Source organism: Streptacidiphilus sp. MAP12-33 (genome assembly GCF_041261265.1).
Classification (GTDB): Bacteria; Actinomycetota; Actinomycetes; order Streptomycetales; family Streptomycetaceae; genus Streptacidiphilus.
This window is the reverse complement of record NZ_JBGCCA010000048.1, coordinates 1-12587: the sequence shown is the minus strand read 5'-3', so window position 1 is coordinate 12587 and position 12587 is coordinate 1. Positions and strand designations below refer to the sequence as shown.

The window sequence follows — 12587 nt, the reverse complement described above, 5'->3', positions numbered from 1 at the left end:
GATGTCAACGATGATCCGGAGTGACGGCAGCGGGAACATGGCAGGCGAGCGGGACGGACCAGTGGCACGAGGAGTGCGGATGACAGCAGTGCGGACGCGGCGGACGCAGGCGGCGGGAGAGCTTGTGGGGTTGTTCCCGGCCGGGACCGGGCAGGACGCGGCGGGTGCGTTGGTGCTCGGCGGTGTCCCGGTGGCCGAGCTCGCCGAGACCTACGGCACTCCCGCCCTGATCGTCGACGAGGCCTCGATCCGGGCCCGTGCCCGGCAGTACGCCGACGGCCTGGCCGCCCGCTGGCCCGACTCCCGCGTCACCTTCGCCTCCAAGGCGTTCCCGTGCACCGCGGTCTACCGGCTGCTGGCCGAGGAGGGCCTCGGCATCGACGTCGCCGGCGGCGGCGAACTGACCCTGGCGCTGGCCGCGGGCGCCGACCCGGCGGGGCTGGTCGTGCACGGCAACGCCAAGACCGAGGAGGAGCTGCGGCTGGCGGTGGAGGCCGGTGCCGGGACGGTCGTCGTCGACAACTTCGACGACATCGACAAGCTCGAAGCCGTCCTCGCCGCCACCGGTGGTGAGCAGGGCGTGCTGGTCCGGGTCACCCCCGACATCCGCCCCGACACCCACGAGGCGGTCTCCACCGGCCAGAACGGTTCCAAGTTCGGCCTGCTGCTGCCGCAGGCCCGCGAGGCGATCGCCCGCCTGCGGGGCAGCGACCGGCTGCGGCTGGACGGTGTCCACGTCCACGTCGGCTCGCAGATCCTGGACCTCGCGCCCTTCGCGCGGGCTGTGGAGGCCGTCGCGGAGCTGGGCGAGTTCGCCGTCTACGACCTGGGCGGCGGCCTCGGCTCCCGGTACACCTACACCGACCGTCCGCCCACGGTGGGGGCCTACCTCGACGCGATGACCGACGTGGCGAAGCGGCTGCTGCCGGCCGGTGCCCGGATCCTGATCGAGCCGGGCCGCTCGATGGTCGCCGAGTCCGGCGTCTCGCTCTACCGCGTCGTCTCGGTCAAGCGCGGCGGGGGCCACACCTTCGTCGCCGTCGACGGTGGCATGGGCGACAACCTGGAGGTCTCCCTCTACCAACAGCGCTTCGAGGCCGCCGTCGCCACCCGCCCGACCGGTGCGGGCGAGGTGTGCCGCCTGGTCGGCCGTCACTGCGAGTCCGGCGACACCCTCAGCGCCGGCGTCCGGCTGGACGACCCGCGCGTCGGCGACCTGATCGCCGTGCCCGTCACCGGCGCCTACACCTACGCGCTCAGCAACAACTACAACGGCGCCCGCCGCCCTCCGGTCGTGTTCGTCCGCGACGGCGAGCACCGCGCCGTCGTCCGCCGCGAGACCTACGCCGACCTGATGCGCCGCGACCTGCCGTAACCCTCTCGGCCGATCCCGTCCCGTACGGCGGCGGGGTCGAGGGTGACCGCCCGGGCGTGGTCCGCGCACCGGTCGTAGCCTTGATCCACGGGCGCCCGGCGCGCCGATCCGGTCAGGTGAAGGTCGAGCGTATGGGCACCGAGCAGGCGGACGACGGCGTTCTGCCGACCCAGGCCGAGGTGCTGGCCGCAGGGCGGGTCGGCACCTGGGCGTGGGATCCCCGCGCCCGCCTGCTGACCGTCGACGCGCTGTCGGCCCGGTTCCTCGGCCTGCCGCCCGAACGGGCCACGCTTTCCGAGGCGCAGATCCGCGCCCGGGTCCGGCCCGAGGACATGGTGCTGCTGCGGTCCAGCGCGCTGCTGATCCTGGCCGAGGGCCGGCCGATGGATGTGCCGTTGCACGTGCTCACCCGTCCGGGGGCGCCGGCGCGGACCCTGTGGGCGCGGCTCGCACCCGGCCCGCCGGGCGCGACCGAGGCGTTCCGGGGCACCCTCGTCGAGGAGTCGGAGCCGGTCGCCGAGCGCGTGCAGATCGACGCGCTCAACCGCGCCCGGAGCAGCTCCGTGGCGGCCGGCCGGGCACCCGGGGCCCAGGCCCCGACGCCGGAGCAGGCCCAGGCGCAGCTGAGACGCTCCCGCGAGGCGTTCCTGCTCGACGCCGGCCGTGCGCTGGCCGAGGCGACCACGACCGGCGACGTGCTGCGCGTGGCCGCGTCCCTGGCCATGCCCGGCTTCAGCCCCGACGCGCTGGCTGTCTTCAGCGTCACGGGCGACTACCTCACCGTGATCGGACACCACGGGCAGCCCTCCCGTTTCCAGCCGCCGTTCCAGATGCCGCTGGAGAGCAGCCACCCTGCGGCGGAGGCCGTCCGGACGGGCCGTCCGGTCTACGTCTCCTCGCCGGAGGAGTACCGCACGCGCTACCCGGCCGCCTGGCCCCTGGTGGCCGGTTACGGTCGGCATTCGTGGGCGTTCCTGCCGCTCACCAGCGCGGGGCGGACCACCGGCGCCTGGCTGTCGGCGTTCCGCGAGCCGGTCGCCTTCACCTCCGACGAGCGCGCGGTCCTTGGAACCGTCGCCCGGATGCTCACCCACGCCCTGGAGCGGGCCAGGACCAACGAGGCGGAGCGCGCCCTGTCCAGGGGCCTCGCCCGCAGCATGCGGGCGGACGGCGCGATGCCCGGACTCAGCGTCGCCACCCGCTACATCCCCACCGGCGGCGGCCTTCAGGTCGGCGGGGACTGGTACGACGTGATCACGCTGCCCGGCGGGCGCCTCGGCGTCGTCATCGGAGACGTGCAGGGACACGACGTCCACGCGGCGGCGCTCATGGCCCAGCTGCGCACCGCGGTCCACGCCTACGCCGTCGAGGGGCACCACCCGGACGCCGTGCTGGCCCGCACCTCCCACTTCCTGGCGAGCCTGGACGAGGACCGGTTCGCGACCTGCCTCTACATCGAGGCCGACCCCCGGACCGGCAACCTCGCCATCGCCCGCGCCGGGCACCCGCACCCCGTGATCCGCCTGCCCGACGGCACCTGCCTGTTGCGGCACGTCGACGGCGGCCTCCCGCTCGGGCTGATGCCGGAGGGCGAGGACTACCCGGTCACCGAGATGCGGCTGCAGACCGACGAGATCCTGATGCTCTGCACCGACGGCCTCGTCGAGACCGGGGGCCATGACTGGTACACCGGCTGGCTGCGCGTCCGCGACGCGATGAGCCCCGCACCGGCGGACGACCTCGAGGGGATGGCGGACGCCCTCATCGCCGCCGTCCACGGACCCGCCTCCCACGAACGGCCCGGACACCTCGCCGACCGTCGCGAGGACGACATCGCCCTGCTCCTGCTGCGCCGTGACGCGCTGCCCGGACAGCCGGGCGCGGCGCCGGGCGGGCCCGACCGGCGCGTGGTCCTGACGATCGGCCAGGACCAGCCCGAGCGGATCGCCGACGCGCGGCAGGAGGTCCGGGGCGTCCTGCACGACTGGGCGCAGCCGGAGCAGGTGGACGCCAGCACCCTGCTGGTCTCCGAACTGCTGGCCAACGTCCTCGTCCACACCGACATGGACGCCGCGCTCATGATCGAGTTGTGGGGCACCCGGCCCGGTCGACGTCTCCGGGTCGAGGTGGTCGACCGGAGCGACGACCTGCCGCACCGGCGCTCCCCGGGCGAACTCTCCTCCTCCGGCCGCGGTCTGATGCTCATGGACATCCTCGCGGACCGCTGGGGGATCCTGCCCCGCGGCGAGGGGAAGTGCATCTGGTTCGAGCTGTGCGAGGACACTGCCGCGAGCCCGGGTTGACCCTCTCCTGCGGTGGCTGGAGGAACCTACGGCTTTCCGGGCCGGGGCGGCGATCGAGCAGATCCAGGCCATGGGACGGGTCGGCGAACCGGCCTGAGCCACCCTTACGCCAACGCCATTGACGTTCTGCTTCGTGCCGAGTTGTATCAAGGCCTGCCGGCGTGAGGAGCACGCCGGCTGAGGGCGGAGCGTCGCATGGGAGCAGCGGGTGCGCAAAGACGGCCTTGACCTGGGGTACTGCCGGGCGGGAACGGGAACGGACGATCTCGCGCGGCAACTGGACGCGGTGCGGGCCGCCGCCGTCTGCGAGGAGCAGATCTACGTAGACGCCAAGGCCGTCACCGGCGGTCAGCGCACGGGCCTCAACGCGCTGCTGCGTGCCGCGCGCCCGGGGGACCGGGTCACCGTGGCGACACTGGACCGGCTCGGGTGCAGCCTGCGCGAGACGCTGGGCCTGGCCCGCGACCTCACGGAGCGCGGCGTCTACCTGCGCACGCTCGATCCGGGCCTGGCCCTGGACACCAGCGTCGCGGGCCCCGGCACGGACACGGCCCTGGCACTCCTGGAGCGGCTGGCCGAACTGGAACGGATCTACCGGCCGGAGCAGGCGGCGGCCGCCAGAGCCGCCAAGCCCGCCCACCGGCCGGTGCGCGACCGCCAGGAACCACCGGCCGCCGCGCCCCGCACGGCTACCGCCCTCCGCGTCGGCGCACTCCCGCCCCGGCTCCTCTGAGAAGCCCGTGGCCGATGGGCCGGTTCTCGGTCCCGGCGGCGTCCGGGGTGGGATCCGCGAGCGCGGCTTCGTCGTCGAGCGCGGTTTCGGCGGCGAGCGGCAGTCAGTCGCCGGTCCCGGACTCGGCCGTGTTCTGGGTCTGCGTGGCCGAGACGTAGGCCGTGTCGCGCAGCGGAAGCTCCTTGAGGAACCAGGACAGGACGAAGGCCGCGAGCCCGATCGGCACCCCGGCCAGGAAGACCGTGTGCAGCGAGCTGTCGAAGGCCTGGATGAAGCCTTCCTTGATCGGTGCGGGCAGCGCGTTCAGCTGGGCCGGGCTCGCGGTCACCGTGCTGCCGTGGATCTGCTGGACCGCCTGCGGGGGCAGGTGTTTCGGGAGGTTGGCGGTCAGCTGCCGGTTGAACACGGCGCCCAGCGCGGAGACACCGAACGAGCCGCCGATGGTGCGGAAGAACGTGGTCGAGGAGGTCGCCGCGCCCAGTTGCTCACGCGGCACGGCGTTCTGCACCGCCACGACCAGCACCTGCATGACCAGCCCGATGCCGAAGCCGACCACGAACATGTAGGCGGAGGAGACCGCCAGACCGGTGGTCGGCGTGAGCAGCGAGAGCAGCCACACGCCGAGCGTCATCACGGCCGTGCCGATGATCGGGAAGATCTTGTACCGGCCGCGCGCGGAGACCATCCGGCCGCTGGTGATGAAGGTGATCAGCATGCCGACGATCAGCGGCAGCAGTTGCAGGCCGGAGCTGGTGGGACTGGCCGCGTGCACGGTCTGGAGGTAGAGCGGGATGTAGATGATGACGCCGAACATGGTCGCCCCGATGAGGAAGCCCATGGCGTTCGCCACCGGGAACACCGGGGTCCGGAACAGCCCGAGGGGCAGGACCGGCTCCGCCGCCCGTCGTTCGGCGAGGACGAACAGCGCGACGAGGACCACCGCGCCGACGGCCAGGGCGATGATCTGCGGGGACGTCCAGCGGTACGTCGTCCCGCCCCAGGTCGTCAGCAGGATGACCGCCGTGGCGGCGCCGCCGAGCAGCGCCGCTCCGGCGTAGTCGACGGAGTGGTGGGTGCGCGTGCGCGGCAGGTGCAGGACGGCGGCGATCACGAAGACGGCGACCATGCCGACGGGCAGGTTGACGTAGAAGACCCACCGCCAGCTCAGGTGCTCGGTGAAGAACCCCCCGGCCAGCGGGCCGATGACCGAGGAGGCTCCGAACACCGCGCCGAAGTAGCCCATGTAGCGTCCACGTTCGCGTGGGCTGACGACCTCGCCGATGATGGCCTGCGCCCCCACGATGAGGCCGCCGGCGCCCGCGCCCTGGATCGCGCGGAAGGCGATCAGTTCGAGCATGTTCCGCGAGAGCCCGGAAAGCGCCGACCCGACCAGGAAGATGACGATCGCGGCCTGGAAGAGCTCCTTGCGGCCGAAGAGGTCGCCGAGCTTGCCCCACAGCGGGGTGGAGATCGTCGAGGTGAGCAGGTAGGCGGTCACCACCCAGGACAGATGGTTGAGGCCGTGCAGGTCACCGGCGATCGTGGGCAGGGCCGTCGCCACGATCGTCTGGTCCAGCGCGGCCAGGAACATGCCCATCATCAGGGCGGACAGGATGACCAGGATCCGCCGGTGCTCGGCCCGGGGATCGGGCGGTGCCCCCGCACTCAGGGCTCCCGCACTCCCGGCCGCTGCGGCTGAGTTCCTGCGCATGTCGCGCCTCCTGCTCCCCGGCGCCGTCACCGCTCCTCCAGGCTAGTGACTCGCCCGGATCACCGCAGCCCCGCTGCGCCTCTCGAAAGGCCGGTCGCCCGTTCGGGCCGCTGCTGCCGCTGCTGCCGCCGCTGCTGCCGTGGCGGTGGCGCAGCAGCAGGAAGCAAGCCCGCGACCGAGGCTTTCGGCGCGGGCACCGTCGTGGGAGCTTTCGAGCGGGGACGAGGAGCGCCCGGACGCCGGCCGCACGGCGCTGGTGCACGGCCCGGCCGCGCCGTCCGAATCCCGCCAGCACCGGCCGGGCGGGGCGGACACGATGGGGGAGCGAGAGAACGCAACAACGCACCCCGAGGACACCCGTCGTGAACACCACCCTTGGCCCCGGCACCGTCCGGGCCGCAGCCGTCCGCGCGCTCGACACCGCCGACTGGACCACCCTGACCGCCGAACTCGACGTCCACGGCTGCGCCCCCACCCCTCGGCTGCTCGACCCCGACCAGTGCCGACAGATCGCCGCCCTCTACGACCGGCCCGAGCTGTTCCGCACCACCGTCGACATGGGCCGCCACCGCTTCGGCTCCGGCCAGTACCGCTACTTCACCCACGACCTGCCCGAACCCGTCGCCGTCCTGCGCGAGATCCTCTACCCGCGCCTGCTCCCCATCGCCCTGGCCTGGGCGGGCAAGCTCCACCGGCCCGCCCCCTGGCCCGACACCCTCGCCGAGTGGACCGACATGTGCCACGCCGCCGGACAGGACAAGAGCTCCCAGATCCTGCTGCGCTACGGCCCAGGCGACTGGAACGCCCTGCACCGCGACGTCTTCGGCGACCTCGTCTTCCCCCTCCAGGTCGTCATCGGCCTCGACGTCCACGGCGCCGACTACACCGGCGGTGAGTTCCTCCTGGTGGAACAGCGTGCGCGCGCCCAGTCCCGCGGCAGCGCCGTCGCCCTCCCGCAAGGCCACGGGCTCGTCTTCACCACGCGCGACCGCCCCGTTCCCTCCGCCCGGGGACACCGTGCCGGCCCGGTCCGCCACGGTGTCAGCACCGTGCGCAGCGGCCGCCGTCACGCCCTCGGGCTCGTCTTCCACGACGCCTGAGGCCCGGATACCATGAACGCCCGCCCCGTACCAGGCAGTTCCCCCTGCCTGCCCACATCCGCGACCACTCTCTACGGCGAGCTTCCCGTCCCCGTGCCCCACACGGCCCCCGAACTCGCCACCCTGCTGCACCTGCTCGCCGACCACCGCCGACCACGCCTGTGCGGCGTCGCGATCGGCCACAGCCGCGACGACGCCTCGCGCGCCGCCGCCGTCGCGTTCGCCGACGCCTGGCGCGCTCGGGGCAACACCGTCCTCGCGGTCGTCGACTGGCCCGAACAGGCCGCGTCCTGGCTGCGACCCGCTCGACGCCTCACCGCCGGGGAACCCGACGCGCTGGTGGTCGCCGCCGCCCCGCTCGGGTGGGTGCAGCTCGCCCGGCGCCTGCGCCACAGCACCTTGTGGCGCCCGGACCGCACCTTCGGCTTCGCGTCCCTCGCCGAGCCTGTCGCCGCGGCGCTCGCCGGGCCCGGCGTCCTGGACGGCGTGCGGGGCGCGGGCGCGGACGGCGGCGTCTGGCGCATCGAACGCGGCTGGACCACCAGCGCGTGACGGTCCGGCTCCTACGAACGGGTGTAGCGGGCGATGATCACGCCCTTGGTGGTGGTGACGCTGTCGGTGAGCTCGAGCCCGGTCAGCGGGGCAGGGCCCTCGAACAGCCGGGCGCCGGTGCCCAGGGTGAGCGGGTGGATCAGCAGCGTGTAGGTGTCGACCAGGCCTGCGGCGTGGAGGCTCCGGACGAGCGAGGCGCTGCCGATGATCGTCAGGTCGTTGCCCTCCCCGGCCCTGAGCTCGGCCACCGTGCCGGTGGCGTCGCCGGACAGCAGGATCGAGTTCTGCCACGCGTCGGCGTTCTCCAGCGTGCGGGAGACGACGTACTTGGTGGCCGCGTTCATGTGCGCGGTGAACGGGTTGTCGTCGGTGCGGCTGCCCCAGACGGTGGTGAAGTCCGTCCAGGTACGGTGACCGAACAGCATGTCCGTGGGCGTGGCCATGTCCTTGCCCATCTCGCGGCCCATGACCTCGTCGTTGTACCTCCCGCCCCAGCCCCCATGCGTGAAGCCGCCGCGGGTGTCCTCGTCCGCACGGCCCGGGCCCTGGACGACTCCGTCGAGCGTGATGGACACGGTGGCGTTGATCTGGCGCATGGAGGTCTCCCGCCGTCTCGGGGGCCGCTCGTCTGCGGCCCGTTCCACCCTCTACACGAACGGCCGGCGACCGAATCGACACCAGTGCGGATACGCCGGCATCACCGGCGCTCCGGCGTATCGGGCCCTTAGGCTCGCAGGTATGGCTATCCAGCGGATGGACAACGTCGGCATCGTCGTCGACGATCTCGACGCGGCTGTCGCCTTCTTCGCCGAGCTCGGAATGGAGCTGGAAGGCGAGGCGCAGATCGAAGGACTCTGTGCGGACCGCACCGTCGGACTCGACGGTGTCCGGAGCGACATCGCGATGATGCGGACCCCCGACGGCCACAGCAAGCCGGAGCTGACCAAGTACCACGCCCCCGCGGTGTCCGAGGCCGAGCCCCGGAACCCTGCGCCCAACACGCTGGGACTGCATCGCGTCATGTTCGCCGTCGACGACATCGACGACACCGTCGCCCGACTGCGCCGCGCCCACGGCGCCGAACTCCTCGGTGAGGTGGCCCAGTACGAGAACGCCTTCCGGCTCTGCTACCTCCGCGGCCCCGCGGGCATCATCGTCGCCCTTGCCGAGCAGATCGGCTGACGGGGACCTCAGGCCGCGGAGGCGGTGCGGACGGGGGCACGATCAGTGCGGCCGGTCGTCCTGGTCCGTGTTCAGCCAGGCGCCGATCTTCGGCAGGGCCTCGGGACCGCTGTCGCCCTCGACCGATGCGGCGAGGTCGGCGATCGTGACGGAGGCAGGCGGGCCTGTTCGCCGCCGTCCACGGGGACGTCCTGACCCCGGGCCCCGGTGCCCGCCTGGCGCCGACCCGCTACGCGGACTGGCTCAACGGCTGAGCACCCCGATCCGCCGCAGGAACGCCGCATTGTCCGGATCGCGGCCCAGGAACGCGCGGACCATCTCCGCGGCGGGCATGCCGCCGCCCGGCTCCAGGATCGTGCGGCGGTAGGCGGCGCCGGTGGGCGCGTCCATCGCCCCGGAGCGCTCGAAGCGGGTGAACAGGTCGTCGGCGAGGACGCGTGCCCAGGGATAGACGTAGTAGCCGGCGTCGTAGTCGGCGAACTGGTGCCCCCAGCCGGAGGGGAAGTGCGTGCCCTCTACGTAGTCCATGCCGTGCTTGGCGAACACCTCGCGCACCGCGGCGGGTACGTCGCCGTCGAACCCGGGCGTGTGGAAGGCGAGATCGAGCGCGGCGTAGGCGATCAGACGCATGGTCTGTACGCCGGAGGCAGCGGTCCGCGTAGCGAGCAGCGCGGACAGCAGCTCCTTGGGCAACGGTTCGCCGGTCAGGTGGTGGCGGGACATCCGCCGCAGGACGTCCGGGTCCCACGCCCAGTGCTCCAGCATCTGGGAGGGCGCCTCGAGGAAGTCCATCTCCGTTTCGGCCGAGTACCGCCCGTGCCGCGCCCGGCTCAGCGCCGAGTGCAGCGCGTGGCCGAACTCGTGGAAGAGCGTGATGAGTTCGCGGTGCCGCAGCAGCGAAGGCCGGTCGCCGGACGGCTTGGTCAGGTTGGTGACGAGCACGGCGACCGGCTGCTGCCACGAGCCGTCCGGCAGCCGCCGCCCCTGCCGCAGCGGGTGCGCCATGGCGTGCTTGTACTTTCCGGGCCGCGGAAAGAGGTCCATCGCGATTCGCGCGCACGCCGCACCGCCGTCCTCGCCGTCGCCGCCGTTCCCGCCGGCAGCGTCGAAGACGTCGAAGACGTCGAAGACCAGCATGTCCGGATGCCACATGGGCGCGTCGGCCACCGCCGCGAAACGCACCCCCACGATGTCGCCCATCACCGCGAAGAGCCCCTCCAGGCAGGCGTCCAGCGGGAAGTACTCCGCGAGCGCCAGCTCGTCCACGGCGTACCGCGTCTCCTTCAGTCGCGCTGTCGCGAACGCCTCGTCCCACGCCCGCACCTCGCCCGTGCCACCCGACGTCGCCCACGCCTCGGCCAACTCTGCCTGGTCGGCGGCCATTTTGACTGCCACGCGCTCGCGCAGGTCCTCCAGGAACGCGGCGACCGTCTCCGGGGACCCCGCCATCCGGTCCTCGGTGCGGTAGGCGGCCCACGACGGATAGCCGAGCAGGGCGGCGATCTCCGCGCGGATCGCGATCCCCCGTTCCAGCCGGGCCAGGTTCTCCCGGCCGCCCTTGCGCTGGTCCTTCTCCAGCAGCTCGCGGCGCCGCTCGCGCGATCGCGCGTGCGCGAGGAAGGGCCGCAGCTCCGGGTAGTCGAGCGACACGCGGTAGCCGTCGCCGACCCGTTCCAGCGACGAGACGAACGCCTCGGGCAGCCCGTCGAGTTCGCTGCCGGTGACCACGATCCCGTCCGACCACTCCGCGAGGGTGCCCTGGAAGGCCGTGCCGAGTTCGCTCAACTCGTCGAGCAACTCCCGCATGTGGGCCCGCTGTTCCGGGGAGAGCTGAGCACCCTGGCGGCGCTGCTGGTCCAGCAGGTGGCGCAGCAGCCGGGCGTCCTCGCCGGTGAGCGCGGCAGCCTCGGCTGTCTTCGCGTACGCGCGCACGGCCGCCTGGGCGCGCTCGTCGAGGTCGAGTTCGTTGAGCCGCTTGCGCAGCCGGTCCCGCAACTCCCGCGCGGCGCGCAGGACCGCCCCGTCCGGGGCGACCTGCCCGAGAATCCCCCACGCGTTCCGGGCCTCCTCCAGGGCCAGCCGCGCCTCCTCCAGCGCGACCACCGTGTTGGCGAAGGTCCGCTCCCCGTCCGGTACGTCGAACGCCGCCGTCGTCCAGGCGTCACAACCCTGTATCGCCGTGCGGCACGCCCGTTCCACGTCCGCCGCTGTCACCGCCGCGTAGTCCGGCATTTGAAGGGTCATGACCGCCAACCCTACGGCGTGCCTGGAGCATGACACGGTGCTGGTTGTTCTGACCGGGAAGGTTCGCCGGGTTCGCTCGTGCCTTCGGACTGAGTAGCCTCGGGGTCATGCCATCAGCGCCTCTGCCGACCGTTCTTGAAGGCCGCCATGTGCGGCTGGAACCGCTGGCTCTGCGGCACGTTCCCGACCTGTTCCAGGTCGGCGGCCGTGACGAGGCTGTCTGGCGCTGGTTGAGTGCGCCGACCCCTGCCAGCGAAGAGGAACTGCGGGGGATCGTCTCCAAGCGTCTCGAGGAGGTCGACGCTGGGAAGCGCGTCGCGTTTGCGGTGGTTGGTCGAGTCCAGGGCACGGCCATCGGCACGACGAATCTGCACAGCTGGCACCAGCGGGACGGTCACGTGGAGATCGGAGGAACCTGGTTCGGCAGGAGTTGGTGGCGCACGGCAGCGAACTCGGAGACCAAGCTTCTGACGATGACCTACGCGTTCGAGGCCCTCGGTTTCGAACGCGTCGTCTGGCGCGTCGATGTGGACAACATCCGCTCACAGGAAGCCATCACGCGGATCGGGGCCCGGCTGCAAGAGCGCACGGTGGGGGCCCTGCTCAAGCCGGACGGAACCCACCGTGATCTTCTCGTCTACGTCATGCTCCGAGACGAGTGGACAGCGGCGAAGGTCAACCTGACCGACCGCTTGGCGAGAGGGTAGGGACCAGACTCCAGACTGGTCACGCGACTCTCGCCGGCCTCCCGCCCCAGCGGCCCGAAGTGGGCCTCGATCGGGTCGGCCCAGGACGCGTGGAAGGTGATGCCGCGGCGGGCGAGCAGGGACCGTAACGCCTTGCGGCCGATCCGGATCACGCGGCCGTGCACTTTGCGCAGGTAGGCGGCGAGTTTGCGGATGGACCAGCGGGTGAGGGGCTGGCCGAGCTTGGCCGGGCGGGTGGTGGCCGCCGTAACGACGAACTCCTCGTCGTCAGGACTGAGAAGGCGGGGACGGCCTCCCCAACGATCGGACGAACGGACGTCACCGGACATCCAACCGCTGGAATCACCAACCCGGCGAACCTTCCCGGTCGGAGCACGAGGAAGGGTGGGGGCTGCCGATCCGCAGCAGGTTGCCGCTGCGGTCGACCAGGGCGAACTCCCGCATGCGGTAGGCCGTGTCGGCCACCGGCATCAGTCGGCTGCCGGTGGCCGGCTCGGTGGGGACGCCGGTCCGGGCCCAGGCCTGATGCAGCGCGTCCGCGTCCCGGACCTGGAGGTAGCAACTGCCCGCGGTGGACAGCGGGTCAACCGTTCCTATTCAGTGTGCAGGAGTGAGCTTTGGGCCCGATCCTGGTTCACTGGCGCATTCCGAACGGTTTTGGATGCGCTGGTCGTCCGCGT

Annotated in this window: 11 protein-coding genes and 1 pseudogene; 7 read left to right on the top strand and 5 right to left on the bottom strand. The window is 72.3% G+C overall.

Annotated features, from left to right (window positions below):
- Positions 1 to 79: 79 nt before the first annotated feature.
- The 3 genes from lysA to ABH931_RS35340 all read left to right on the top strand — a co-directional run bounded on the left by lysA (position 80) and on the right by ABH931_RS35340 (position 4411).
- Entirely contained in the window at positions 80 to 1375 is a 1296-nt protein-coding gene (gene lysA / locus ABH931_RS35350; RefSeq protein WP_370122925.1) for a diaminopimelate decarboxylase, read from the top strand.
- Between the two features lie 131 nt (positions 1376 to 1506).
- Positions 1507 to 3678: a SpoIIE family protein phosphatase gene (locus tag ABH931_RS35345; protein ID WP_370122922.1), complete on the top strand. Its 2172-nt coding sequence runs from the start codon at positions 1507 to 1509 to the stop codon at positions 3676 to 3678.
- A 208-nt stretch (positions 3679 to 3886) separates the two neighbouring features.
- Entirely contained in the window at positions 3887 to 4411 is a 525-nt protein-coding gene (locus ABH931_RS35340; RefSeq protein WP_370122920.1) for a recombinase family protein, read from the top strand.
- 103 nt (positions 4412 to 4514) lie between these two features.
- Here ABH931_RS35340 and ABH931_RS35335 read toward each other — a convergent pair whose 3' ends face one another.
- Positions 4515 to 6122, bottom strand: coding sequence for an MDR family MFS transporter (locus tag ABH931_RS35335; RefSeq protein ID WP_370122918.1), 1608 nt, complete (start codon positions 6120 to 6122; stop codon positions 4515 to 4517).
- Between the two features lie 437 nt (positions 6123 to 6559).
- On the opposite strand from ABH931_RS35335, the gene ABH931_RS35330 reads away from it, so the two are divergent.
- Positions 6560 to 7222, top strand: a complete 663-nt coding sequence (locus tag ABH931_RS35330) for a 2OG-Fe(II) oxygenase (RefSeq protein WP_370123049.1) — start codon at positions 6560 to 6562, stop codon at positions 7220 to 7222.
- Positions 7223 to 7315: 93 nt separating this feature from the next.
- Positions 7316 to 7774 carry a hypothetical protein gene (locus ABH931_RS35325; RefSeq protein WP_370122915.1) on the top strand — a complete coding sequence of 153 codons (459 nt, stop codon included), beginning with the start codon at positions 7316 to 7318 and terminating at the stop codon, positions 7772 to 7774.
- An 11-nt stretch (positions 7775 to 7785) separates the two neighbouring features.
- Here ABH931_RS35325 and ABH931_RS35320 read toward each other — a convergent pair whose 3' ends face one another.
- Positions 7786 to 8370 carry a dihydrofolate reductase family protein gene (locus tag ABH931_RS35320; protein ID WP_370122913.1) on the bottom strand — a complete coding sequence of 195 codons (585 nt, stop codon included), beginning with the start codon at positions 8368 to 8370 and terminating at the stop codon, positions 7786 to 7788.
- Positions 8371 to 8512: 142 nt separating this feature from the next.
- Between ABH931_RS35320 and ABH931_RS35315 the strand changes: the two genes are divergently transcribed.
- Complete coding sequence (locus tag ABH931_RS35315) at positions 8513 to 8956, top strand: VOC family protein (protein ID WP_370122911.1); 444 nt, start codon at positions 8513 to 8515, stop codon at positions 8954 to 8956.
- Between the two features lie 243 nt (positions 8957 to 9199).
- On the opposite strand, the gene ABH931_RS35310 is transcribed toward ABH931_RS35315, so the two are convergent.
- Positions 9200 to 11200 carry a M3 family metallopeptidase gene (locus tag ABH931_RS35310; protein WP_370122909.1) on the bottom strand — a complete coding sequence of 667 codons (2001 nt, stop codon included), beginning with the start codon at positions 11198 to 11200 and terminating at the stop codon, positions 9200 to 9202.
- A 107-nt stretch (positions 11201 to 11307) separates the two neighbouring features.
- Here ABH931_RS35310 and ABH931_RS35305 point away from each other — a divergent pair, with 107 nt between their 5' ends.
- Positions 11308 to 11907 (top strand): GNAT family N-acetyltransferase, encoded by a 600-nt coding sequence (locus ABH931_RS35305; RefSeq protein WP_370122906.1) that lies wholly within the window; start codon positions 11308 to 11310, stop codon positions 11905 to 11907.
- A gap of 92 nt (positions 11908 to 11999) precedes the next feature.
- Here ABH931_RS35305 and ABH931_RS35300 read toward each other — a convergent pair.
- Both ABH931_RS35300 and ABH931_RS35295 read right to left on the bottom strand, forming a co-directional pair.
- A pseudogene (locus ABH931_RS35300) lies at positions 12000 to 12203 on the bottom strand (IS630 family transposase); the annotation flags it as partial.
- Positions 12204 to 12249: 46 nt separating this feature from the next.
- Positions 12250 to 12372 (bottom strand): hypothetical protein, encoded by a 123-nt coding sequence (locus ABH931_RS35295; protein WP_370122904.1) that lies wholly within the window; start codon positions 12370 to 12372, stop codon positions 12250 to 12252.
- Between the last annotated feature and the right edge of the window lie 215 nt (positions 12373 to 12587).